The organism is Knoellia koreensis, assembly GCF_013041615.1.
Classification (GTDB): Bacteria; Actinomycetota; Actinomycetes; order Actinomycetales; family Dermatophilaceae; genus Pedococcus; species Pedococcus koreensis.
The window spans coordinates 270,342-292,788 of record NZ_JABEPQ010000004.1 but is presented as its reverse complement, the minus strand read 5'-3'; the positions used below and the strand labels follow the sequence as shown (position 1 = coordinate 292,788).

General features: G+C 69.0%; 21 protein-coding genes. 14 read left to right on the top strand and 7 right to left on the bottom strand.

Features of this window, described 5'->3' with window-relative positions; translation table 11 throughout:
- Positions 1-21 precede the first annotated feature (21 nt).
- Positions 22-1,077 (top strand): sugar ABC transporter substrate-binding protein, encoded by a 1,056-nt coding sequence (locus HJG52_RS17155; RefSeq protein ID WP_171244834.1) that lies wholly within the window; start codon positions 22-24, stop codon positions 1,075-1,077.
- A gap of 74 nt (positions 1,078-1,151) precedes the next feature.
- A complete protein-coding gene (locus HJG52_RS17150; RefSeq protein WP_171244833.1) occupies positions 1,152-2,672 on the top strand; it encodes an aldehyde dehydrogenase family protein in 1,521 nt (506 codons plus the stop codon).
- 456 nt (positions 2,673-3,128) lie between these two features.
- Here HJG52_RS17150 and HJG52_RS17145 read toward each other — a convergent pair whose 3' ends face one another.
- From HJG52_RS17145 to HJG52_RS17115, 7 genes are all read right to left on the bottom strand, one after another.
- Positions 3,129-4,883: a hypothetical protein gene (locus tag HJG52_RS17145; protein ID WP_171244832.1), complete on the bottom strand. Its 1,755-nt coding sequence runs from the start codon at positions 4,881-4,883 to the stop codon at positions 3,129-3,131.
- 124 nt (positions 4,884-5,007) lie between these two features.
- Positions 5,008-5,715 carry an FCD domain-containing protein gene (locus tag HJG52_RS17140; RefSeq protein WP_171244831.1) on the bottom strand — a complete coding sequence of 236 codons (708 nt, stop codon included), beginning with the start codon at positions 5,713-5,715 and terminating at the stop codon, positions 5,008-5,010.
- Positions 5,716-5,812: 97 nt separating this feature from the next.
- On the bottom strand, positions 5,813-6,577 hold the full coding sequence (locus HJG52_RS17135) for a creatininase family protein (RefSeq protein ID WP_171244830.1): 765 nt from the start codon (positions 6,575-6,577) through the stop codon (positions 5,813-5,815).
- A gap of 2 nt (positions 6,578-6,579) precedes the next feature.
- Positions 6,580-7,683, bottom strand: coding sequence for a mandelate racemase/muconate lactonizing enzyme family protein (locus HJG52_RS17130; RefSeq protein ID WP_171244829.1), 1,104 nt, complete (start codon positions 7,681-7,683; stop codon positions 6,580-6,582).
- Complete coding sequence (locus tag HJG52_RS17125; RefSeq protein WP_171244828.1) at positions 7,680-8,486, bottom strand: amidohydrolase family protein; 807 nt, start codon at positions 8,484-8,486, stop codon at positions 7,680-7,682. Before HJG52_RS17125 ends, HJG52_RS17130 begins: the two co-directional genes overlap by 4 nt.
- Positions 8,483-9,259 carry an amidohydrolase family protein gene (locus HJG52_RS17120; protein ID WP_171244827.1) on the bottom strand — a complete coding sequence of 259 codons (777 nt, stop codon included), beginning with the start codon at positions 9,257-9,259 and terminating at the stop codon, positions 8,483-8,485. The genes HJG52_RS17125 and HJG52_RS17120 overlap by 4 nt, the downstream gene beginning before the upstream one ends.
- On the bottom strand, positions 9,259-10,170 hold the full coding sequence (locus tag HJG52_RS17115; protein WP_171244826.1) for an NAD-dependent epimerase/dehydratase family protein: 912 nt from the start codon (positions 10,168-10,170) through the stop codon (positions 9,259-9,261). The genes HJG52_RS17120 and HJG52_RS17115 overlap by 1 nt, the downstream gene beginning before the upstream one ends.
- A gap of 140 nt (positions 10,171-10,310) precedes the next feature.
- Between HJG52_RS17115 and HJG52_RS17110 the strand changes: the two genes are divergently transcribed.
- The 12 genes from HJG52_RS17110 to HJG52_RS21755 all read left to right on the top strand — a co-directional run bounded on the left by HJG52_RS17110 (position 10,311) and on the right by HJG52_RS21755 (position 22,447).
- Positions 10,311-10,988, top strand: coding sequence for a GntR family transcriptional regulator (locus HJG52_RS17110; RefSeq protein ID WP_240978174.1), 678 nt, complete (start codon positions 10,311-10,313; stop codon positions 10,986-10,988).
- 54 nt (positions 10,989-11,042) lie between these two features.
- Positions 11,043-11,945, top strand: coding sequence for a dihydrodipicolinate synthase family protein (locus HJG52_RS17105; protein WP_171244824.1), 903 nt, complete (start codon positions 11,043-11,045; stop codon positions 11,943-11,945).
- The gene (locus HJG52_RS17100) at positions 11,945-12,718 is read left to right on the top strand and encodes an SDR family oxidoreductase (RefSeq protein WP_171244823.1); all 774 of its coding nucleotides are present in this window, start codon (positions 11,945-11,947) and stop codon (positions 12,716-12,718) included. The genes HJG52_RS17105 and HJG52_RS17100 overlap by 1 nt, the downstream gene beginning before the upstream one ends.
- A gap of 120 nt (positions 12,719-12,838) precedes the next feature.
- The gene (locus HJG52_RS17095) at positions 12,839-14,371 is read left to right on the top strand and encodes an ABC transporter substrate-binding protein (RefSeq protein WP_171244822.1); all 1,533 of its coding nucleotides are present in this window, start codon (positions 12,839-12,841) and stop codon (positions 14,369-14,371) included.
- Positions 14,372-14,452: 81 nt separating this feature from the next.
- Entirely contained in the window at positions 14,453-15,499 is a 1,047-nt protein-coding gene (locus tag HJG52_RS17090; protein WP_346767812.1) for an ABC transporter ATP-binding protein, read from the top strand.
- The gene (locus tag HJG52_RS17085) at positions 15,499-16,509 is read left to right on the top strand and encodes an ABC transporter ATP-binding protein (RefSeq protein ID WP_171244821.1); all 1,011 of its coding nucleotides are present in this window, start codon (positions 15,499-15,501) and stop codon (positions 16,507-16,509) included. The genes HJG52_RS17090 and HJG52_RS17085 overlap by 1 nt, the downstream gene beginning before the upstream one ends.
- On the top strand, positions 16,506-17,453 hold the full coding sequence (locus HJG52_RS17080; protein ID WP_171244820.1) for an ABC transporter permease: 948 nt from the start codon (positions 16,506-16,508) through the stop codon (positions 17,451-17,453). Before HJG52_RS17085 ends, HJG52_RS17080 begins: the two co-directional genes overlap by 4 nt.
- On the top strand, positions 17,450-18,355 hold the full coding sequence (locus HJG52_RS17075; RefSeq protein WP_171244819.1) for an ABC transporter permease: 906 nt from the start codon (positions 17,450-17,452) through the stop codon (positions 18,353-18,355). The genes HJG52_RS17080 and HJG52_RS17075 overlap by 4 nt, the downstream gene beginning before the upstream one ends.
- 13 nt (positions 18,356-18,368) lie before the next feature.
- On the top strand, positions 18,369-19,307 hold the full coding sequence (locus HJG52_RS17070; protein ID WP_171244818.1) for a D-2-hydroxyacid dehydrogenase: 939 nt from the start codon (positions 18,369-18,371) through the stop codon (positions 19,305-19,307).
- Complete coding sequence (locus tag HJG52_RS17065; RefSeq protein ID WP_206071000.1) at positions 19,304-20,290, top strand: NAD(P)-dependent oxidoreductase; 987 nt, start codon at positions 19,304-19,306, stop codon at positions 20,288-20,290. The genes HJG52_RS17070 and HJG52_RS17065 overlap by 4 nt, the downstream gene beginning before the upstream one ends.
- Before the next feature lie 13 nt (positions 20,291-20,303).
- A complete protein-coding gene (locus HJG52_RS17060; RefSeq protein ID WP_171244817.1) occupies positions 20,304-21,173 on the top strand; it encodes a fumarylacetoacetate hydrolase family protein in 870 nt (289 codons plus the stop codon).
- Positions 21,170-22,447 (top strand): type III PLP-dependent enzyme domain-containing protein, encoded by a 1,278-nt coding sequence (locus HJG52_RS21755; RefSeq protein WP_171244816.1) that lies wholly within the window; start codon positions 21,170-21,172, stop codon positions 22,445-22,447. The genes HJG52_RS17060 and HJG52_RS21755 overlap by 4 nt, the downstream gene beginning before the upstream one ends.

Below are 22,447 nucleotides of genomic sequence, written 5' to 3'. Positions count from 1 at the left end.
CACTCGAAAGGTCTAGCTCCCATGTCCCCAGTCCTGACCGGGCGCGCCACGTCCGCAGTCGTGGGCGTCCTCGCCCTGAGCCTCGGTCTGGCCGCCTGCGCCAGCCCCAAGACCGGCACGGCCGACGCGACGGTTCCCGCCGTCACCGGCACGCCCACCGCACTACCGACCGCCAAGACCGTTGACGGTCTGAAGGCGAACCGCGAGTACCGCATCGCCGTCCTGTTCCCCAACGCCGGTGACCCGTACTTCCAGCAGAAGGCGTACGGCTACAAGGACGAGGCCACGAAGACCGGCGTCAAGGTCGAGTTCTTCGATGCGGGCGGCTACGCGAACATCGACAAGCAGATCTCCCAGATCGAGAACGCGACGCAGCAGAAGTTCGACGCCATCGCCATCGCGGTGACGAGCAGCACCGCCACCGTCCCTGCGCTCGAGGCAGCCCAGAAGGCCGGGGTCCTCGTTGTCGGCGACGGCGTGTTCCCGGAGTCCAAGGCCGTCATCAAGCGCGGCGAGGACAGCGAGCTCGCGGGCTACCAGGCCGGGAAGTACCTGTGCTCGTCCGTCAAGGACGGCAGCGTCGGCCTCCTGCTTGGTCCTCCCGGTATCGACCTCATCCGGCTTCGTCAGGTCGGCGTGCAGAAGGCCCTCGCCGAGTGCCCCAGCGTCAAGGTGGCAAAGGCGCTGAACAACCTCAGCGACCTGCCCGCTTCGCTTCAAGCTGCCGAGAACGTGCTGCAGGCCGACCCGAACGTCAAGGGCTTCTACGCCTTCAACAGCGTCGTCGCCCAAGCGGTCGTTCAGTCCCTGAAGTCCGCTGGCAAGAAGGCCGGCGACGTCCAGGTCGCGACCGTCGACCTCGACCCCGACCTCGAGTCCATGATGAAGCAGGGCTGGGTCCAGGAGACGAGCGTGGGTGGCTCCGTCCTGCTCGGGCGCGTCGTCGTCGACACCATCGTCGAGAAGCTCAACGGAAAGGACGTCGAGCAGGAGGCCTACCTCGTCCCCCAGGTCATCACCAAGGACACCCTCAACACCTTCGACCGGTCGATCCTCTACCCGCCGAACGGCTCCTGAGCCGCACGGGTGGCCGGCGGACCCAACCGCCGGCCACCCACCACCGCCACCCGACCCCGATCACTGGAGCAGCCGTGACCCACGCATCGCACCCCGAGGCCGCCCGACACCTGCGCTCCCTCTTCCCCGGGCAAGGCCCCGTCCCCAACTGGGTCGCAGGCCAGTGGTCCACGAAGACCGGCGACACCTTCGAATCCATCGACCCCACCACCGGGCAGGTCCTCATGGAGCTGACCGTCGCGGACGAAGCAGACGTCGACCAAGCAGCAGAAGCGGCCGCCGGCGCCTCCACCAGTTGGTGGGCCATGGACGGGCAGGACCGCGCGCGAATCATGCGAGCATTCGCCGACGCCATCAGACGCCACGGCCCCGACCTTGGCCTCGCTGACACCCTCGATGCGGGCCGCCCGATCCGAGACACCCGAACCCGTGACGTCGAGCGGGCCGCCCGCCTCCTCGAGTACTGGGCGGGTGTCACCGACCGTCTCCGCGGCGCGAACATCCCCGTCCAGCCCGGGTACACCAACGTCACCCGGTACGAGCCCTACGGCGTCGTCGGCGCCATCACCCCCTGGAACTACCCCCTGACCAACGCCGTCACCAAGATCGCCCCCGCAATCGGGACCGGCAACGGCGTCGTGCTCAAGCCCGCGGAGGAGTCACCCGTCTCCGCGCTGCTGCTCGCCTCGATCTCCGCCGAAACAGGTCTACCCCCAGGCCTGCTCAACGTGCTTAACGGCCCCGGCGAGATCACCGGAGACCACATCGTGCGCCACCCCGACATAGAGAAGATCGTCTTCACCGGATCGACCACCGTCGGACGCGCCATCGCTGGCACCGCGGGAGCCATGCTCAAGTCCGTCAGCCTCGAGCTCGGCGGGAAGAGCCCAGTCATCGTGTTCGCAGACGCCGATGTCGCACGGGCCGCCCGTGCCGTCGCCTTCAGCGGCTTCAACAACCAAGGTCAGACGTGTACCGCCGGCACACGTCTCTACATCCAACGACCTGCCCTCGACGCCTTCATCGAGGCCCTTCAAGAAGAAGTGACACGCCTGCGCGTCGGCGACCCCCTCGACCCAACCACCCACCTGGGCCCGCTCATCTCCGACCAGCAACGAGCCCGTGTCCAGAGGTACCTCGACCTGGGCGCCGACCACGGTGCCGAACAGATCACGCTCACCACCGAGGCCAACAACGGCCACCAACTCGGCGGGTACTTCCTCACGCCCACCGTATTCGCACACCTGGACCCCAACGACGCCCTCGCGCGCGAAGAGATCTTCGGGCCGGTCCTGTCCCTGTTCGCCTTCGACACCGAAGACGAAGCACTCACCGCAGCCAACGACTCCGCCTACGGCCTCTCCGCCAGCGTCTGGACCGACAGCCTGACCCGCGCCACTCGCCTCTCCCAGCGCCTGCAGGCAGGCCTGGTCTGGGTGAACGCAGTCAACGTCTTGAACGCCGGCTCACCCTACGGCGGCTACAAGCAGAGCGGCGTGGGACTCGAGATGGGACTCGAAGCCATCACGCAGCTCATGAAGGTGAAGAGCATCTGGACGGCCACCGAGCCGTGGGCATCGCCTTGGAGTGGCTAGGTATCAGCACTTTCGGCGAGGGCCGCGAGCTCTGTGAGGACTAGCTCCTTCCCGCCGTCGACGAAGGCCTGGCGAGGTCCGGCCGGACGCGCGAGGACATCGACCGGATGATCGAGATCAAGCTCTAGTACGACCGGGACCAGGAGCGGGCCCGGACCGACTGCCGCTTCTGGGCGCTGCTGTCGCTCACCGCGGAGCGGAAGCAGGGGGTCCACGACCCGGTCGAGTTGGAGAATCTGGCCGACGTGTTGCCCGACGAGCGCGTCGCCAAGCGGTGGATCGTTACGAACGACCCGGGCGCGCCTCCGCGAGCTCGATTGAGGACTGGCCCAAACCCACCGAGAGTTGATCGGCCTATACCATCGGCTTCCACCTGAGACCTGTGCGGCGCGAACAGCGGCATGTAGGGCGCGGTGCCAGGCGACGTCTGAGTAGTCCGCGACCTCGTCGTCGTGGCTAGTGCTGCTCCGAACACCCGACCACCCGCAGCTCCTCCTTGGGTTGCAGGATCCTTCCCGGGATGAAGCGCGCCGACTGCGTCGAGCCTTCCCAGCGCATCCACTGGAACGTCCCGACCTCCTCGTAGTCCCGCTCGAGCGAGAGCCCGACCGCCTCGAGCACCGACGGGTCGAGCCGCCGAGGCCCCTCGGGCGCGTCCATCACCAGGGCGGTCCGCAGCCGGCACGCGTCGAGCCGCAGCACGAGCTCGGCACCGGCCGCGCTGCGCGGGTAACCGCCGAGGATCCACGCCTGCCCCACTGCGCGAGCGCCAAGGGAGTGGATGAGTCCGGGGTTCTCCCCGGTCAGGTCGAGGATCCACGTGTCGTCGTCGATCCCCAGGCGTGACCCGAGCGCGAGCAGCTCGCCCAGGTGTCGAGTGTCTTCGGCCGTCAATCGACCGGTCGCGCCAGACGCCGTCAGCTGCGCCGGGGTCTCGGCCGCCAGCGCCGACGGGTAGCGATAGGGGCTGAGCACGGCCCCGACCATGTATGCCGCGAGCAGCAGTTGGGTGGCCAGCGCGGGGATCGTGCCGAGCAGGGTCGAGCGACGGACCAACAGCAGCGTTGTCGCGAGGACCCAGAAGACCGTCATGCGCCCCTGGGCAACCCACAGGTTGTTGTTCGACCCGAACGCGGCGGTCAGCGGCAGGAGCACGAGGAAGACGACGAACGAGCCGACGGCGACGCGCTCCCGCGAACGCCCACCGGCGACACCCCTGACGGGCGCCGCCCACCTGGGGAGGACAGCCAGGACGGGCAGGGCGAGCAGGGCCAGCGACATCGTGGGGGCGTGCGCGATGACCAGCGGCGTCTGGTCGGTGCGGATCCACCACCAGCTCGCGAAGCCCGCGACCGCGACAGCCAGCAGAAGAGGCGGCCAGGCCAGCCACGCCGGCAGCCGCAGGTGCGCGAACGAGATGCCGAGAGCGACGAGCCCGACGACCGCCACCGCCGGGAAGGCGAACGCGCGGTCGTCGAGGAAGGCGTCCCACCGGATCAGCTCGTCGTGGCTCCCGTTCGCGCGCGAGACCTCCGCGCCGGCCACGATCCGCTCGTAGAGACTGCCGACCGACGTCGTCAGCAGCAGGGGCGCTGCGGCCAGACCCAGCCCGAGCACCGCCCAGGGCAGTCCGTGAAGCCACCGCCCGACGTTCACGAGCGCCACGACGACGAGCAGCCCGGCGACGGCGGCCGCCGAGGTCGGCTTGGCCAGGAAGACCAGCCAGCCGCCAACACCGATGAGCCCCCACCCGACCCCAGCGCGCCAGCCGCCGCCGAACATCGCCAGACCCAGCCCGGTCGCCACGACGAGGAGAGCTTGGAGCGCGAGCGAGTTGTAGCCCGGGCTGAGCGGCATCGACAGGTAGACGAACAGGCCCGTCGCGCCGATCACCCCTGCCAGCACGACCCGCGCCCCGCGCGACATCAGGCGCCCGACGAGCCGCGGTAGGCCGAGCAGCGCCCACGCCGAGACCGCGCCCACGACGACGGTCAGGAGCATGCCGAACCAGCGCAGCCGGACAATGTCCCCGCCGAGCGCGGCATACGCAGGGTGATAGACGTAGCCGAACAGCAGCACGGTGGCCACGTCGTCCCCGGGGTGGCGGATGGCGTTGAGGTACATCCCCTCGTCCGTGCGGTCGAGCCCGCGGGAGGCGACGAAGAGATTCACCGCGATGACGTATGCCGCGAGCGCCGCACTCGCGCTCACCGCGAGCCGGGTCCCCCATCCCTCCCGACGCGGTCGCGTTCTTCCGGCGAGTGCTTCGTCCACGGCCGCGTCCACCTGCATCTGCTAGGTCGCTTGGCGATCGTATGGCTGGAAGCGGGGACGGTCAGCTGGGCTGGGGGGTCATTTGTTCCGCCGCAGTGGTCGCCGAGTTCAGCTGCCTCAGCACAATCTGCAGCACGTGCTCGACGTGCTCGGCCATGCCGCGAGCGGCCAGGGCGGCGTCGCCATCCCGCAGCGCCTCCGCGATTCGGACGTGCTCCCAGGCGCACTCGATCGAGTCGCCACTCGGGGGAACGTCGCGGGCCCTCAGGGCCGCTGTCAGCATGAGGGCGTCCTCGACAGACTCGCGCAGGAGCGCGTTGCCGCAGGCCGTGGCGACCGCGCGATGGAACTCGTCGTCGCGGGTCCGGAAACCGTGCCCGTCGCCTTGGTCGGCTGCGGAGAGCGAGGCCTGCGCGAGCTCGAGGATCTTGGCGCGCTCCGCCTTGGTCGCTCGGATGGTCGCGTACCGCGCGCTGGCCTGCTCCAGGCTGCTGCGCAGCTCGTAGGCGTTCCGGATGGCGTCGGGTGAGAGCCGTGCGACGCGCAGGCCGCGGCCGTCGCGCTCGACAAGACCGACGTGGCGGAGGCGGAGCAGGGCCTCGCGGACGGGTGTCTTGCTGACATTGAGCTGGGCGGCGAGCTTGGCCTCACTGACGGCCCCGCCCGGGGGCAGCGCCTTCGTGACGACTGCGTCGCGGATGGCCTGGAAGACGATGTCGGTGAGGCTGTCCGGCTTGTCGCCGATCGGCGCGAGTCCCTGTGGTGTCACCGCTGAAATGTACCCCAACGCAGTGGCTCCGCCTCCTCCATCCGAAGGCCTCACCGGCCTCGGTCGCCAGCCGACTCGGCCATCCTCGAGCGCCAACTCAATCGCGGTCACGGGCGACCGTTCCGAAGTCGAGCAGCGCCTCGCGGACGGCTTCGATGCAGACCTCCAGGAAGGCCTGGCCCGCTTCTGCTGAGGCTCCTTGGGGACTGTCGCTGTACCCGCGCGGCGGGCGGAACGGGCCCGGGCTGCCGAGCCGGTACGAGCGGCCGGTGGGCCACCCTCCGGGGGGTGGGGAGGCCGGTTCCCCGGACAGCGGTCTCACGAGTTCGGGGAATGCGGCCAGCATGAGGGAGGTCTCGAACGCCCCGGCGTGACCGGGCATCTCGCCGACGTCGAGTGCCCCGACCTTGCGCAGGTCCTTCGCAGCGATCTGGAAGTAGGACCCTCCAGCCACAAAGGCCTGTCTGGTGAGGGACACGTCGCGCGCAGTCAGTTGCACGACCTCGGCGTTGCCGCCGTGGCCGTTGAGGATGAAGACTCCGGCGAAGGCGCTGGCGAGGAGGGTCTCTGTGAGGTCGACCAGGGCAGCGAGCAGGGAGGATGTCTGGAGCGAGGCCGTGGCCCCGTAGGGGAGGTGGTGGTGGCTGCAGCCATAGGACACCGTGGGGGCCACGACGAAGCCCGGGAGCTCGGCCGTCGCCGCGTACGCAATGTGCTCGGCGAGGAGTGCGTCCGTCGCCAGGGGTAGGTGGGGACCGTGCTGCTCGAGAGCTCCCACGGGGAGTACGGCGATGGTCTGGGCGGCCCGCTGGGCCCCGTCCTCGCGGGTCCAGCCGGCCAGGCTGTTTTCTCTGATCTGCACGGTCACTCCTTGATTCGGAAGTGTTCGACGGCCGCCCGATCGAGCTCGACACCGAGGCCGGGGCCGGTGGGGACGCGGATTCGTCCGTCTGCCACCGCCAGGGGCTCGGTCAGGACGTCGGCGGCGTGGTAGATGAAGCCGCAGGCGTCGCTGGCGAGGGAGAGGCCGGGCAGGGCGGCAGCGAGGTGGGCGATGGCCGCGGTGCCGAGGCCGAGCTCCGGCATGCTGCCGATCCAGTACGTCAGACCCGCGGTCTCGGCGAGCTCCGCGACCTGGCGTGCCCGCTGCAGACCGCCGGCCTCGCTCACATAGAGGTTGATCGTGTCGGCGGCGCGGGCCTTCACCACGCGCAGGGCGTCCTCCGGGCCCCAAACGGACTCGTCGACGGCCACGGGGACGTCCGACCTCGAGCGCAGCTCCGCGAGTCCTTCGAGGTCGTTGGCCGGCAGCGGCTGTTCGACGAGGTCGACGCCGATGTCCGCCACCTCCCGCAGGCGCCGCACCGCCAGCGGGACGGAGGTCCATCCCTCGTTGACGTCGATCCGAAGGGTCACCTCGTCCCCGGCCCCGTCGCGGACCGCAGCGAGCGCCTTGAGGTCGGTTGCCCAGTCGCGTCCCATCTTGACCTTCATGGTCCGGAAGCCGCGTTCGGCCCACTCGGCGGCCTCCGAGGCCATCACGGCCGGGTCGGCCATGTGCAAGGAGATGCTGAGCTCGATCGAGTCCCGGACGGCGCCACCGAGGAGCAGGTGGACCGGCACGCCGAGCGACCTGCCGAGCACGTCGTACAGCGCCATCTCGACGGCCGCGATCGCCGGCGCGTCGTGGGACGACGGCAACGCCTCGCGCAGGCGGCGCATGAGGGCCGCGACCCGCGCCGGGTCCTGGCCTTCGAGCAGGGGCGCCAGGAGGCGGTTGACGTCTGCGCAGAGTCCGCTTCCCTGCCGCCACCAGATGAGGCTGATCTCGCCGAAACCGGTGACTCCCTCATCGGTCTCCACGAAGACGATGCCCGCCTCGGTCGCGTCGCGGACCCCGAAGGCACTCCGGGACACGCGAGCCCGGGGGACCCGGACAGGGACGGCATGGACACGGAGGATCCTCATGCCGAATCCTCGATGCGGCCGTCCCGGACGGTGATCCGGAGCAGCCGGGCGAGGTTGTCGTAGAGGATCGCGGAGCGGACGTCGGCGGGGATGTCGGCCAGGGCCACCGCGCCGAGGATGGGGCCGGGGTCGATGAAGGGGCTGTCGGAGCCCCAGGTCAGACGGGCGGGATCGACTCGCGAGGCAAGGAGCTCGACCGCCCCGCAGTGTCGTTGCATGGCCGTCATGTCGAGGTAGATGTTCTCGGTCCTCTCGACGAGGCGTGCCGCGTTGTCCAGTCCGAGGTCGAGGCCGGCGTGGCCGAGCATGACCGAGGCCCCGGGATAGCGCTTCGCCACGTCCTCGAACGTCTTGAGAGAGTCACCCCCCGCATAGCTGTGGGAGAGGACAGGCAGCCGGTTCGCGTCGGCGTAGCGCCACATCTCCTCGTAGCCGGGACCGTCGAGGGGATAGTCGCCGTGCAGCTCGGGATGGACCTTGAAGCCTCGGAATCCGCCTGAGGCGAAACACCGCTCGATCTCGGCGGCGGACTCGTCCGGGTAGTTCGGGTTGACGACGCAGAAGCCGATGAGCCGGTCGGGAAACCGCTGGACGGCCTCGAGGACCTGGGTGTTGCCGTAGCGGAAGTCGGCGGAGATGCCGGCGTGGTGGCTGACGCAGGCGACGTCGATCCCGACCTCGTCGAACCTCTCGACCATTCCCTGCGCGTCGTTTCGGGGGACATGGAAGTTGCGAAAGGCGCCCATGTGGGCGTGCCCGTCGATGATGGGCGTGGTCTTCTCGAAGGACCGGTAGAGCGTCATACGTGTGCGCCTTCCAGCAGTCGTCGCAGGTTTCCGGAGCCGATCAGCTGCTTCTCCTCCGGGGAGACGCCTGCGGTCGCCACGTGGTACGCCGCGCCGGAGAGGCTCCAGTAGGGGAAGCCCGAGCCGAAGACGAGCCGGTCGGCCCCGAAGGTGTCGCTGATTCGCTCCAGTCCGTGGTGCACCCAGTACCCGCCGGTTTCGATGTGCGTGTTGGGGTAGTTTCGGAGGAATGGGTAGAGGCCGCGGTCGCTGCGGCCTCCGGGTCGCACGACGACGAGCGGCAGCTCGGGGAACGCCTCGGCGAGGTCGTAGAGGGCTCGCCAGTCGGCCTCGTCTCGGCGGCCGAGGTCGAAGTCGACCAGGACCGGCACCCGGGTGGTTTCGAGGACGCCGAGCAAATCGCCGATCACGCGGCGGTCCAACGGATACCGATGGATGGTCGCCGAGGGAAAGAGTCGGACGGCTCGTGCTCCTCGCTGGCGCAGCTCGTCCAGCAGGTTCTCGGCCGCCCAGAGCTCCCCGGTGCCCGTGGGCAGCAGGGTTAGGCAGGGAGTCAGCCCAGGGTCGTCGGAGAGCTCGTCGCGAAGCAGGTCGTTGCCGAGGATGGGGGAGTACTCGCGAGCGGCGACGTGGGTGACGAGGCCGCCCGCGACGCCGATGCGGTCGAACTCGGAGCGGAGCGCCGAGGCGGTGACCCGCTGCGGGTAGAACCGTGGGACAGAGACCTGACCGATGAAGCTGTTGCAGTCGAACAGCTCGAGATCGGGCATCAGACGCCCAGCTTCCCGGCCCGGGGCTTGCCAGAGTCTCCGAGCAGGCGCCGGATGTCCTCTTGGTAGCGGACCTCTGAGTCGTCCTGCGGTGCGTACCCGAGGACGCGACGGGCAGAGCCCAGCGACCAGAACGCCCGGGTGTTGTCGCTGATGCCGTAGACCACCTGCCACGGAACGCCGTGCTCGTTCCGGATGTCCGGGGCGTCGACGCAGCGGGCGAAGAGCTGGCGCACGTCGTCCTCGGAGATCCACGCGCCGAGGTCGCGCTTGTAGCGGGCGAGGCCGATCGGAAAGTTCGGGCCGGGTTGTGGCGCAGGGGGCTCGGACGCCGAGTACATGTCGGGGTCGAGGTCGCGCGGGGCGCCGATCCGAACCATGACCACCTCGAGCGGTCGGCCCAGGGAGCCGCAGGCGTAGAGGAAGCCGAGGTGTTCGTAGCTGGCCTTGGACCAGCCGTAGAAGTTGTCCGCGAGGGGCAACTCCTCGGGCGTGACGACGTCCTTCAGCCCCTTCTGAACCAGGTTGTTCTCGTACCAGTCGGCCGCGTGGTTGGAGCTGGCGACGACGACCCGCCGGACGCCGGCGTCGAGCGCGCACCGGAGGACGTTCTGGACCATGCGGATGTTGAGGAACTCGACCTCGAACTTCTCCACGTGCGGGACGGTGGCGTCGTAATTGGCCCCGGGCGCGGAGTGCTTGTAGCCCAGGTGGACGACGGTGTCGACCCCTTCGAAGAGCGGCATGAGCTCCGACCGCTCGGTGGTCCCGAGGTCGGCGGCAAGGACCTCACCGTTCCCATGGAGATCCGTGAGCCGAAGCCGGTAACTGCCCTCGAGCCCGGGGATGATCTGGGCCGCCATGTGGCCCCGCGCCCCCGTAACAAGGACCAGATGCTCGGTGTCTGACATGTGCTCTCCCGTCCGTTGCCGCCGTTGGCAACTGCGTGGAACCGGTCGTAAACAACCTCTTGTGACGGCACCATACACCGTGTACGGTGCGCCGTATATCAGATATCGGAGCCGCAGAAACAAGGAGGTTTCCCGTGGCGATGTCGTCCCTGACTCCCCTGAACGCCAAGCCCGAGAGCCTCACCGAGCTCGTGCTCGAGCGGCTTCAGGAAGCGATCGTCTCCAAGCAGATCGCTCCCGGCACTCGGGTGTCCGAGGCCCTGCTGGCCGATCTCCTTGGGGTGAGCAAGACCCCCGTGCGGGAGGCCCTGCTTCGGCTTCGCCACGTCGGTCTGGTCACTGCCGCCACGGGTGGCCTGCGCGTCGTCGAGCCCTCTGCCGAGACCATTCGCAACGCCTACGAGCTCCGAGCGGCCCTCGAGCGCTCAGCCGCTGTGTATGCCGCCCTCCGCCGCGCCGATGCCGACGCGAAGACGCTGATCGAGCTGGCTCACACCTCGGTGACGTCCGCGGAGGTGGGAACCCCGGCGGACTTCCGCGAGGCGGACGCCCGGTTCCACAGGCTCGTGGCGCGGTGCTGTGGCAACCCGGCCCTCGAGTCAGCGATCGGCGACCTCAGGCTGCTGACCTCGGCGCTGCGGCTGCGCGACGTCCCGGACACGGGTGGCTCCGGCGGATGCGCCATCGAACACGTCTATGTCGCCAAGGCGATCGAGGCCGGTGACGCCCCCCGCGCTGCGCAGGCCATGGAGTCCCACGTCGAGCACGTCATGCAGACCGTGCTCGACACCCTCGCGCAGGCGCAGCCCACGGCCTGAGTGCGAACCCCGTCCAGAACACCATCATTCGTCATCAGTAGGCAGGAGAGCCCGATGCGGCGCGAAAGACTCGCCAAGGGATTGTGGGGCGTCCTCGCCACGCCCTTCACCGACGAGGGACAGCTCGACGAACCCTCGATGGAGCGACAGCTGGAGCTGCATCGCCTCGCGGGCTCCGTCGGGCTCGTGGCGCTCGGCGTCTTCGGCGAAGCGTCCAGGCTGACCACCGAGGAACAGGACCGCCTGGTCGAGCTCGTCGGCTCACGCTCGAGCGCACCGCTCGTCATCGGACTGCCAGACCTGTCGACTGAGTCGGCGATCGCCACGGCGAACCGACTCCAGACGAAGCTGCCGGCTGGGCGTGAGGCCTCGTTCATGGTGCAGGCGAACACGGCCGAGTCCGCCTCGCTGATCCCGCACCTCAGCGCCATACACGAGGCCACCGGCGCCGGAGTGGTCTTGCAGGACTACCCCGTCGCCAGCGGCGTGCAGATCTCGTCCACCGAGCTGGTCGCCACAGTGCGCGATTGCCCGTTCGTCGTCGCGGTCAAGTCCGAGGCGCCGCCGACCTCGCTGGCGATCGCCCAGGTCGTGCCCCACGTCGGCGACGTGCCGGTCTTCGGCGGACTCGGAGGGCTCGGTCTCCTCGACGAGCTGATGGCCGGGGCTGCCGGTGCGATGACTGGGTTCTCCTACCCGGAGGCGCTTGCCCACGTCCTCCAGGCCTTCGAGTCCGGGGGGTATGCCGCGGCCCGGGAGGCCTACCTGCCTTGGCTTCCCCTGGTGAACTTCGAGGCGCAGCTCAAGATCGGCCTGGGCATCCGCAAGGCGAGCCTCGTCGAGCGTGGCATCTTCGCGAGCTCGGCGGTTCGCCCGCCGGCGTCCCCGATCGACGACGCCCTGCGCCCGCTGCTGCGCAGTCACCTCGAGCCGCTCCGCGACCGGGGGGTGATGTGATGGACCTCCGACTGAAGGGGCGCACGGCGTTCGTCGTCGGATCCACGGCCGGGCTCGGGCTTGCCATCGCCAAGGCACTCGGGTCCGAGGGAGCCAACGTCGTCCTGACCGGTCGACGTGCCGGGGTCGCCGAGGAGGAGGCCCGCTCCCTTCCGAGCGCGATCGGCGTCGAGCTCGACCTCGAGCGACCGGAGACCGTCGATGCGGCCCTGATGACGGCTCGAGAGTCCTTCGGCGAGATCGACGTCCTCGTGCTCAACGGTGGCGGTCCGGTTCCCGGACCGGCCAGTGAGCTGACGCCCGAGCGTCTCGAGCAGGCCACTCGAACCCTGCTCACCGCGCAGGTCAGGCTGGCCAACGCGGTGCTTCCCGCCATGCGGGCCGCCAGCTGGGGTCGCATCCTCGCGATCGGTTCCAGCGGGGTCCAGCAGCCCATCCCCAACCTCGCCAGCTCGAACATCGCCCGGGCCGGCCTCGCGGGCTACCTCAAGACGCTGGCGAACGAGGTGGCCGCCGACGGAGTGACCGTCAACATGATCCTCCCCGGTCGGATCGCGACCGACCGGGTAGCCGGGTTGGACGCCCGGAACGCCGAGTCCGCCGGGGTGTCCGTCCAGGAAATCCAGTCCCAGTCAGAGAGGAGCATTCCGGCAGGCCGATACGGCAGGGCCGCGGAGTTCGCGGACGTGGCCGCGTTCTTGTGCAGCGACCGGGCCTCCTACGTCGTGGGAGCCCAGATCAGAGTCGACGGAGGTCTCATCCGTGCGCTCTAAACCAACCGGTGGCCGCCAACGGTCCCGGCACGACCCGAGGCTGCGACCAGCACCTCAGGTGACCACACCCGCCTCAAGACGACCCAACCCTGGCAGCCCAGGCACGAGAGGAATCAGCAGATGAACCCATTGCGTAAGAGCGTGGTGGTGGGCGTCGCCGCAGCGATGCTGGTGCTCGCATCATGCAGCAACCAGCCGTCGACCCCCGGTTCGACCGGAGGCGCGGCAGACAAGACCCTCACCATCGCAGAGACGAACCCACCCCAGACGTTCGACCCCATCCAGTCCTCGCAGATCGCGACGATGTACGCGTGGCAGCACCTCTACAACGGTCTCGCCCGCGTCGACGCGCAAGGCGAGCTCCAGCCGGATCTGGCCACCGAGTGGAAGGCCTCCGACGACGGCCTGACGTACGACTTCACCCTGCGTGACGGCGTGACGTTCTCCGACGGCAGCCCGCTCACCGCAGACGACGTCGTGTTCTCTTTCGAGCGGCTCCTCACCAAGGGTCTGCCCTACTCGCAGTCGAGGTTCGCGGACCTCGAGTCGGTCAAGGCCGTCGACGCGACGCACGTGCAGTTCAAGCTCAAGAAGCCCAACGCCGGCTTCTTGCTCAACGTCGGCAGCCCCTTCTTCATCGGGTCGGCCATCCTGAGCAAGAAGTTCGCCTCGAGCAACGACCCCAAGACGACCGTCCTCGGCACCGGGCCGTTCAAGGTCCAGTCCTACACGCCGAACCAGGAGCTCGTCCTGGTCCGCAACGACAAGCACTGGAACAAGGACGCACTGCCCGACTACGGAACGCTCCGGATCAAGTACATGCCGGACCAGTCGGCCCAGGTCGCCGCGCTGAGCTCTGGCCAGGTCGACCTGATCTTCCCGAGTGCGGAGAACGCGGTGCAGCTCGAGAAGAACGCGAAGATCAAGGTGGAGAGCGTCAAAGGCACCAACACCATGAGGCTGAACATCAACAGTGGCCGCAAGCCGTTCGACAACCCCGACGTCCGGCGTGCGATCTCGTTGTCCCTCGACCGGGACGAGATCGTGCAGGGCGCCTTCCTCGGAAAGGCGGAGCCCAGCGCGCAGATCCCGCCGAGCCTCCCCGGAGCGCTTCCGCTGAGCGAGCTTCCCCATCAGACGCGGGACGTCGCCAAGGCCAAGGAGCTGCTGGCGAAGGCCGGCTACGCCAACGGCCTGAAGATCACGCTGGACCACCTGGCCGGCTACGCGACCTACCTCGACCGCTTCGCCCAGCTCGTGAAGTCGCAGCTGGCTGAAGCAGGCATCGAGGTCGTGATCGAGGCCAACCAGAACTCCGTCTGGCTCGATCACCAGAACAACGCCAAGTACGACATCATGGACAACGTCTACTCCTTCAACGGAGACCCGATGACGCTGCTCTCGCCGCGTCCGGGCCGACAGGGCCCCACGCCCGCGGAAGTGACCGCGGCGATGGCGAAGGCGACCGCTGGATCGCCCGAGGACTACAGGTCGAACCTCCAGGCCCTGATGAAACTGGAAAACGACCTGGTCTTCCCGGACATCGCGGTGGCCGCCCCGATGTCGATGATCGCCTTCGGTGAGCGCGTCAGCGGCGCCGAGCCCGACCCGACGCTGGCTCGCCAGTTCCTGGCGGACGTGACGGTCAAGTAACCGAGTCGCGGTGGCTCCGCGCGCACCCCGCGCGGAGCCACCGCCCTCGCCGCCATTCCACTGCCACAAGGAGGTGCAACCGTGGAGCGGTTGAACCCGGCCGACGCCGGACCCGAGACCAGGGCGAACGTCCTCACGGTGACTGACCTGCAAACCGCCTTCCCGACGCGCCGCGGGACCGTCAGGGCCGTGGACGGTGTGTCCTTCGACGTGCGCGAGGGCGAGACGCTGGGTCTGGTCGGCGAGTCCGGCTCCGGCAAGAGCGTCACCGCCATGTCGATCCTCCGGCTCGTCGCTGCTCCGGGGCGGATCGAGTCGGGCCGGATCGAGCTTGCCGGCCAGGACGTTCTCGCCCTGGAGGGCGAAGAGCTCCGGCGCGTACGCGGATCCATCGCCGGGATGGTCTTCCAGAACCCGATGACCGCACTGAACCCCTCGTTCACGGTCGGCTGGCAGCTGATGGAGGCGCTGCGAGCGCACGGGGTCCGCGACCCAGAGGAGCTCCAGCGCAGGGTCGAGCAGGCGCTCGCCGCCGTGGGCATGCCCGACCCAGCACGTCAGCTCGACACCTACCCGCACCAGATGTCGGGCGGGATGCGCCAACGCGTCGTCATCGCCATGGGCATGATCAACGAGCCCCGCCTGCTGATCGCGGACGAGCCCACGACCGCGCTGGACGTCACCATCCAGGCCCAGGTCCTCAACCTGATGAAGCGCCTCACCCGCGAACACGGCACGGCCCTTCTCCTCATCACCCACAACATGGGCGTCATCGCGAGAATGTGCGACCGCGTCGCGGTCATGTATGCGGGCGAGATCGTCGAGGAGGCGCTGGTGCGCACGCTCTTCAGCGCCCCGAAACATCCCTACACCTCCGGCCTGCTGCGATCCATCCCGAGAGCAGACCACGGACGGGGGAAGGTTCCCACGATGACGGGATTCCCGCCCGACATGGCTGCACCTCCCTCTGGCTGCCGCTTTGCCGACCGGTGCCCCTATGTCGTGGACGCCTGCTTGAGCGACCGGCCCGCCTTGGTGGAGGTCGAGAGCGCCCACAAGACCCGCTGCCTGCGGGTGCAGGAGCTGGGGGGCAGCGTTGCCGACCTCACCGTCCGAGGAGTGGCCTGATGACACCGGACCGGGGCGCCACGCCCACCCCCCTCCTACAGGTCAACGACCTCGTCAAGCACTTTCCGGTCCGCGGTCGAGGGCCGGCCCAGATGCTCCGCGCCGTGGACGGGGTCTCTTTTACCGTCAACGCCGGCGAGACCGTCGGTGTCGTTGGGGAGTCCGGCTGCGGCAAGTCCACGGTGGCCCGGCTAGTCGTGGGCCTGACCAAACCCACCAGCGGTTCCGTGCTCGTGGAGGGCGGGGACATCTGGGCCAGGGGCAAGGAAGGCGCCGAGCGCCGGCGTCGCATGCAGATGGTCTTTCAGAACCCGACCGGATCCATGAATCCCCGCCGCACCGTGGGCGACGCCGTGGCGGAGCCGCTCCAGGTGCTGCGCGCCCCTGGCATCCGCGCGAAGGTCGAGGAGACGCTATCCCTCGTGGGCCTGAAGCCTGAGATGGCCGATCGTATGCCGCACGAGATGTCAGGCGGGCAGCAGCAGCGGGCGGCCATTGCGAGGGCGATGATCTCCAACCCGGCGCTGGTCGTGCACGACGAGTCGGTGGCCTCGCTGGACATCTCGCTCCAGGCCCAGATCCTCAACCTGCTCGTCGATCTGCAGGACCGGCTCGGTACGGCCTACCTCTTCATCAGTCACGACCTCGCGGCCGTCCAGGCCATCAGCCACCGGGTTGTCGTCATGTACCTCGGCGAGGTGGTCGAGTCCGCGACGGCCGTGGAGTTCGCCGCGAGGCCGCTTCACCCCTACTCCGTGGCGTTGCGTCGAGCGGCCCTCCTGCCCGATCCGGAGATCGAGCAGTCCAGGGTCGAGGTCGGGCTGACAGGGGACGTCCCAAGTCCCCTGAACCCGCCCAGCGGTTGTCGTTTCCGGACCAGGTGTCCGTACGCCGAGCAGAAGTGCGCTGACGAGAAGCCGGCCCTGCGTCCCGCACAGGATGGGCACTACGTCGCTTGCCACTTCGCCGGGATCGCGACTGCCACAACAGCATTGGAGGGAGCCTCATGATCCGGCCTGCCCTGACCCGGCTGGCCAGCCTCTTCGGCGTCCTGCTGGTCGTGTCCATGTTGGTCTTCTTCTTGGGCTCGCTGATCCCCGGAGACCTCGCCAGCGTGATCGTTGGCCACGAGGGTGCCACCCCCGAGCAGTTCGAGCGCGTGCGCCGGGAGCTCGGCCTCGACCAGCCGCTCATCGTCCAGTACCTGAACTGGCTGGGTAACGCGGTGACCGGCGACTTCGGCACGTCGCCCATCACCGCCCGTGAGGTGTCGGCGGACATCGCGCAGCAGTTCCCGGTGTCCTTGGAGCTCGCTCTGCTCTGCCTGGTGACCTCGACCGTGATCGGTGTGCCCGTGGGGATCAAGGCCGCGGTCAGTAACAAGGGCTGGGTGGACGCGGCGATGCGCGCCAGCCTCCTCGTGATGTTCTCGGTGCCGGTCTTCGTCGTCGGGATCCTGCTGCTCCTGTTCGCGTCGGCGTTCGCCCCGGACCTGTTCAACGTCACCTACGTGCCGTGGCAGCAGGACCTCGTCGGCAACCTGCGCTCGATGGCGCTGCCGGTCGCGACGATCACGCTGCCTTTTGCGGCTATGACCATGCAGATGACCCGCTCGGCGACCCTAGAGGTCCTCAGCGACCCGTACATCACCACGGCCCGCGCCGTGGGCGTGAAGCGGCGCAGGGTCCACTACGTCCACGCATTGCGCAACGCACTGCCTCCCGTCGTCACATTCCTCGGCTTCCAGTTCGGCGTGATGATGGGCGGCCTGCTCGTCGTCGAGCAGATCTTCAGCCTGCCCGGCCTCGGCCGGGGGATGCTCGATGCGATCAACAACCGCGACTACCCCTCCGTCACCGCGATCACCATGGTGTTCGCCGCGGTCTTCGTCGTGGTCAACGCCGCCATCGACCTGCTCTACCCCGTCCTCGACCCACGACAGAGGTCCCGATGAACGAGACTCCCGCAACCGTGGCGGCGCCCGCGAGCCAGACGAGCCGCCGCCCCAAGCTCGCGTCGCGGCTGTTGCGCCACAAGTCCGGCGCCGCATCCCTGGCGGTGATCCTCATCTTCGGTGTCGTCGCCGCCCTCGGGTCGCTGATCCAGCCCTTCGACCCGATCGCCGGAAACGTCGTGGCGAGCTTCTCGCCGCCCTCCGCCGAGCACTGGCTCGGCACGGACGACCTCGGTCGCGACGTGCTGAGCAGGGTCATGGACGGAGCGAAGATCGCCCTCATCGTGGCCACCGTCTCCGTCGGTGTCGCGGCCATCATCGGCTTGATCATCGGTGTCATCGCCGGCTATGCCGGCGGGTTCCTCGACCTGCTGATCACCCGCGCACAGGACGTGCTGTTCGCCTTCCCGACCCTGCTGCTCGCCGTCATCGTGAGCGCCGTGCTCGGCCCCGGCCTGATCAACGCCTCCCTCGCCATCGCCCTGGTGTACATCCCTCGCTTCGGCCGGATCGCGCGCTCCGCGACGCTTCAGGTCAAGCACAGCGAGTTCCTCGACGCGGCACGGCTTGCCGGCGTGCCAGTGGTGCGGATGCTTCTTCGCCACGTCGTCCCGAACGTCATGCCGTCGGTCCTCGTGCTCGCGGCCCTCAGCGTCTCCACAGCGCAGCTGGCTTACGCGTCTCTCGCCTTCCTGGGGCTCGGCGTCAGTCCGCCGCAGGCGGACTGGGGCAGCATGCTCTCGGAAGGGCGCAACTTCGTCACGGTCGCGCCGTGGATGGTCATCGCCCCCGCCGCCGCCCTCGTGCTTCTCATGGTCGCCTTCAACGTCGTCGGCGACGCCGTCCGCGACGTCATGGACCCCCGGGGCGAGCACTCCAAGGGTGCCCCGATTGCCGCCTGAAAGGACTGGTCCAATGACCCGAGTCGTCCTCCATCCCTGGTTCCCACCCGAGGTGGACACGGCGCTGAAAGCCGTGCCCGGCATCTCCCTGCACGTCGCCGCCGATCAGGACGACGTCGCCGCCGCGATGCAGGACGGTGCCGAGGTCCTCGTGACGTCCTTCTGGCGCGACGACTACCTGACACCCTCGTTGAAGTGGATCGCGGGCACAGGCGCCGGCACCGAGCAGTACCCGAAGGACCTCCTCGCGGAGCAGTCCGTCGTCCTGACCACGGCACACGGCGTCCACGCGAGCTGCGTGGCGGAACACGCCTTCGCCCTCCTGCTCGGAACGGTGCGCCACATCGGCGCGGCGGTCCGTGACATGGTGCAGCACGAGTGGACGCCGCGTGTCGGGGAGGAGCTCGCGGGCAAGAACATGCTCGTCGTGGGGCTCGGTCTCATCGGCGAGGAGGTGGCCCGTCGGGCGAGCGCCTGGGACATGGAGGTCCGCGGGGTCAAGCGGCAGCCAGTCGGCTACTCAGGGCCGGTCGCCCACGTGGTGGGTCCCGACGAGCTCCACCCGATGCTCGAGTGGGCCGACGTGGTGGTTGTCGCCGCACCCTCGACCCCGCAGACCCGAGGGGTCATCGGCGCCAAGGAGCTCGAGCTGCTCGGCAGCGGCTGGCTGGTCAACGTCGGTCGAGGGGACCTCGTCGACACCGGCGCTTTGCTCGAGGCCCTCACCGACGGGCGCCTGCGGGGTGCCGGCCTCGACGTCACCTGGCCCGAGCCGCTGCCCACCGACTCCCCGCTCTGGGATCTTCCCCAGGTCGTGCTGTCGGCGCACATGGCCGGCAACAGCCCGTCGTTCGGACCTCGCTGGGCGAAGATCTTCGAGTCCAATCTCGAGGCCTTCCGCGGCTCGTCGTCGCAGTGGACCAACCGCTTCGACCTGGGAGGGGCGAAGTGAGTCAGCCGACCGTGGAGTCCCCCGCCCGGATCGTGATGCTCCCGCCGAACGACGAGACCACGCGAGCCTGGGCGGCCGAGCTCGCCACCATCGACGGCCTGGTCGTCGAGGTGGCCGAGTCCCGGGAGGACGCCCTCCGCCTGCTTCCGGCGGCGGACGCGGCATACGGCACCCTCGACCCGGAGCTCCTCGCGTCGGCCTCGCGGCTCAGGTGGCTCCAGGCGCCCATGGCGGCACCGCCGGCCGGGTACTTCTTCGACGAGCTCGTCGAGCACCCGGTGGAGGTGACCAACTTCCGGGGGATCTACAACGACCACGTCGCGATCCACGCCGTGGCGATGGTCCTGGGTCTCGCACGGGAGCTGCACACCTACTGCCGCCAGCAGCTGGACGCGCAGTGGGTCCGCCACCTCGACGACTCCGACGTCCTTGACCTCCCCAGCGCACGGGCTGTTGTCGTCGGCGTGGGGGGAATCGGCTCCGAAATCGGCAGGATGCTGCACACGTTCGGAGTGACGGTGGTCGGCGTCGATGCGCTGCGACGTGACCTCCCGAGCGGCTTCGCGGAGATGCACGCGGCCGAAGACCTCGATGCCGTCCTGCCCGACGCCGACATCATCGTCCTCACCCTGCCGCACACTCCGGAGAGCGAGGGCCTGATCAACGAGCGGCGACTCGCCAAGCTGCGCTCGCACTGCATTCTCGTCAACATCGGGCGCGGCGCGACCGTGTCGCTGTCGGCAGTCGTCGACGCACTCGAGGCCGGTCGTCTCGGAGCGGTCGGTCTCGACGTCTTCGAGACGGAGCCCCTGCCGCCCGACCACCCACTGTGGCGCCACCCGAAGGCGATGCTCACGCCCCACGTCGCCGTCGTGGGACCGCACATCGTCGAGCGGCGCCTCGCCGTGCTGCGCGGCAACGCGGAGCGGTTCGTCGCAGGGGAACCCCTGGTCAACGTCGTCAACAAAGCCCTCTGGTTCTAGGAACAGGAGATTCATGCGACTCGCCACGATCATCCACAACTCGACGCGTCGGCCCTGCCTGATCGACCCCGACCGCGGCGCGATCCCGGTGGACCTGCTGGTCCCGGGCTTCGCCGGCGACCTCATGGCCGTGCTGAACCAGGACGTCTACGCGCAGGCCTGTGAGGCCGCCCGCTCCGGACCCGCGAGCGCATTCATCGATCTCGACTCGGTGACGTATGCGGCGCCGTACCTCGCGCCACCGAAGCTCTGGGGCATCGGCCTGAACTACGTCGACCACGCCGGGGACTTGTCCGAGAACGTCCCGGACGAGCCGGCCTCCTTCGTCAAGGGCAGCCACACGATCATTGGCCCAGGCGATCCCATCCCGCTCCCGGCCCAGAGCGAGCGCGTGACCGCCGAGGCGGAGGTCGGCGTCGTCATCGGCCGCTACTGCCGGAACGTGTCGGAGGCGGAGGCCCTCGACTACGTCTGGGGCGTCGTCCCGATCCTCGACCAAACCGCCGAGGACATCCTCCAGCGCAACCCGAGGTTCCTGACCCGCTCGAAGAACTTCCCCGGCTTCTTCTCGTTCGGCCCGCAGCTCGTCCCGCTCGACGAGGTCCTGACGACCTTCAACTCGCTCGCCGACATCGAGGTGGAGACGGTGCACAACGGCCGCGTCCACCGCAGCAACCACGTCGCGAACATGACCTTCTCCCCGGAGATGCTCGTCAGCTTCCACAGCCAGGTGATGCCGCTCTTCCCGGGAGACATCATCTCCACCGGCACCCCGGGCGCCGTCGTCATCAACCACGGCGACGAGGTGGAGTGCCGCATCGCAGGCATCGGGACGCTCGGCAACCCGGTCCGGCGGGCTGGCGCCGGGGAGGGGGCGGAGTGAATCTCGACGACATCGAGTCGGAGGTCCTCGACTTCCGCTATAAGGGAGTCCCGCTCGGCGAGTCCCTGCCGCTGCGGGAGTTGGGCAGCCGCGGCTGGAACGTTGCCAGGGGCGACCTGTCGCTTCCCGTGACGACCCTTCGGGCGGAGGCGCTGACGCACAACATCGAGACCATGGCGGAGTACTGCCGGCGGCGCGGTGTGTCCCTGGCCCCGCACGGCAAGACGACGATGAGCCCGCAGCTCTTCCAGCGGCAGCTCGACGCCGGAGCCTGGGGGATTACGGCCGGGACGCCGGGCCAGGTGCAGGTGATGCGCCGCTTCGGCGTGCAACGAGTGTTCCTGGCCAACGAGCTCGTCGAGCGCCAAGCCCTGGAGTGGGTTGCTGCGGAGCTCTCGCAGGACGAGGACTTCGACTTCTACTGCCTCGTTGACAGCGTCGACACCGTCGCAGCGATGGACGAGGTCCTGCACGACCGGCTGGGGTCGCGCCGCCTCAACGTCCTCGTCGAGCTCGGCCTGGCGGGCGGCCGCACCGGGACGCGCTCGGTCTCCGAGGCGCTCGCCGTCTCGGGCGCGGTCGTCGACGCGTCGACGCTTCGCCTCGCGGGAGTGGAGACCTTTGAGGGGCTCGCGGCCTCCTCGGCCTCACCCGACGACATCGCCGCTGTCGACCGGCTCCTGGGCTCGGTGAGGGACGTCGTGCAGCAGATCCTCGAGCAGCGCGCCCCCAGCCCGACCGAGGAGTTCCTCGTGACCGCGGGCGGCAGCGTCTTTTTCGACCGGGTCGTGGAGATCCTCGGATCCTGGCCGGACCAGCCGCAGGTGCGCGTCGTGCTGCGCAGCGGCTGCTACGTCTCCCACGACCACGGCCGCTACCAGCGGCTGTCACCTCTGGATGGAAGGCGAGCCCCCTCCGAGGACCTGTGCCTCGAGAACGCCCTCGAGGCGTGGGGCGTCGTGCTCTCTCGCCCGGAGCCGACCCAGGTGATCGTCGGCTCGGGCAAGCGGGACCTTCCCTACGACGTCGAACTGCCGATCCCCCTGCGCGTGCACCGAGCAGACGGCGAGGTTTTCGACCTCACCGGAGCGTCGGTCACGAAGCTGATGGACCAGCATGCCTTCCTCACCGTTCCCGAGTCGGTGTCGCTGGAACCGGGCGACATCGTCGCCTTCGGGCTGTCCCACCCGTGCGCCGCGTTCGACCGAGCGCCGCTCATTCCACTCATCGACGAGGACCTGACCGTCACCGGTGGCGTCCTCACGTACTTCTAG

What these genes read in the sequence shown, in the direction of transcription:
- HJG52_RS17155 (WP_171244834.1), top strand. Translation starts at nt 22, where the DNA reads ATGTCCCCAGTCCTGACCGGGCGCGCCACGTCCGCAGTCGTGGGCGTC.
- HJG52_RS17130 (WP_171244829.1), bottom strand. Translation starts at nt 7,683, where the DNA reads ATGAGGATCCTCCGTGTCCATGCCGTCCCTGTCCGGGTCCCCCGGGCT.
- HJG52_RS17125 (WP_171244828.1), bottom strand. Translation starts at nt 8,486, where the DNA reads ATGACGCTCTACCGGTCCTTCGAGAAGACCACGCCCATCATCGACGGG.
- HJG52_RS17120 (WP_171244827.1), bottom strand. Translation starts at nt 9,259, where the DNA reads ATGCCCGATCTCGAGCTGTTCGACTGCAACAGCTTCATCGGTCAGGTC.
- HJG52_RS17115 (WP_171244826.1), bottom strand. Translation starts at nt 10,170, where the DNA reads ATGTCAGACACCGAGCATCTGGTCCTTGTTACGGGGGCGCGGGGCCAC.
- HJG52_RS17110 (WP_240978174.1), top strand. Translation starts at nt 10,311, where the DNA reads ATGTCGTCCCTGACTCCCCTGAACGCCAAGCCCGAGAGCCTCACCGAG.
- HJG52_RS17105 (WP_171244824.1), top strand. Translation starts at nt 11,043, where the DNA reads ATGCGGCGCGAAAGACTCGCCAAGGGATTGTGGGGCGTCCTCGCCACG.
- HJG52_RS17100 (WP_171244823.1), top strand. Translation starts at nt 11,945, where the DNA reads ATGGACCTCCGACTGAAGGGGCGCACGGCGTTCGTCGTCGGATCCACG.
- HJG52_RS17095 (WP_171244822.1), top strand. Translation starts at nt 12,839, where the DNA reads ATGAACCCATTGCGTAAGAGCGTGGTGGTGGGCGTCGCCGCAGCGATG.
- HJG52_RS17085 (WP_171244821.1), top strand. Translation starts at nt 15,499, where the DNA reads ATGACACCGGACCGGGGCGCCACGCCCACCCCCCTCCTACAGGTCAAC.
- HJG52_RS17080 (WP_171244820.1), top strand. Translation starts at nt 16,506, where the DNA reads ATGATCCGGCCTGCCCTGACCCGGCTGGCCAGCCTCTTCGGCGTCCTG.
- HJG52_RS17075 (WP_171244819.1), top strand. Translation starts at nt 17,450, where the DNA reads ATGAACGAGACTCCCGCAACCGTGGCGGCGCCCGCGAGCCAGACGAGC.
- HJG52_RS17070 (WP_171244818.1), top strand. Translation starts at nt 18,369, where the DNA reads ATGACCCGAGTCGTCCTCCATCCCTGGTTCCCACCCGAGGTGGACACG.
- HJG52_RS17060 (WP_171244817.1), top strand. Translation starts at nt 20,304, where the DNA reads ATGCGACTCGCCACGATCATCCACAACTCGACGCGTCGGCCCTGCCTG.